The sequence below is a fragment of the Veillonella sp. ZSJB6 genome (assembly GCF_051549505.1).
In the GTDB taxonomy this organism is placed as follows: Bacteria; Bacillota; Negativicutes; order Veillonellales; family Veillonellaceae; genus Veillonella.
Map to the genome: position 1 here is coordinate 1 of NZ_JBPUGE010000222.1, position 230 is coordinate 230.

General features: G+C 45.7%; 1 protein-coding gene. It reads right to left on the reverse strand.

All coding sequences use genetic code 11. The annotated features are described in order from the left end of the window. Positions 1 to 192, reverse strand: a 192-nt coding sequence (locus ACSV5T_RS10505) for a hypothetical protein (protein ID WP_438321121.1), incomplete at its 3' end; no start/stop codon positions are given. Positions 193 to 230 lie beyond the last annotated feature (38 nt).

Genomic DNA, 230 nt, shown 5'->3' on the forward strand with positions numbered 1-230 from the left:
TTTTTCGACTGCTTCACTTTCTCCAGTCAGCGCCGATTCTTCTACACGTAATTGGGATGCTTCGATCAAACGGGCATCGGCAGAAATACCATCACCGGACTCTAAAACAAGAATATCCCCAACCATCAGTTGCTCTGACTCGACAGTGGTCACTTTGCCGTCACGTATGACAGTTGCCGTTTGTTTATTCATATCTTGCAAGGATTCCAGTGCTTTTTCTGCGTTTCCTT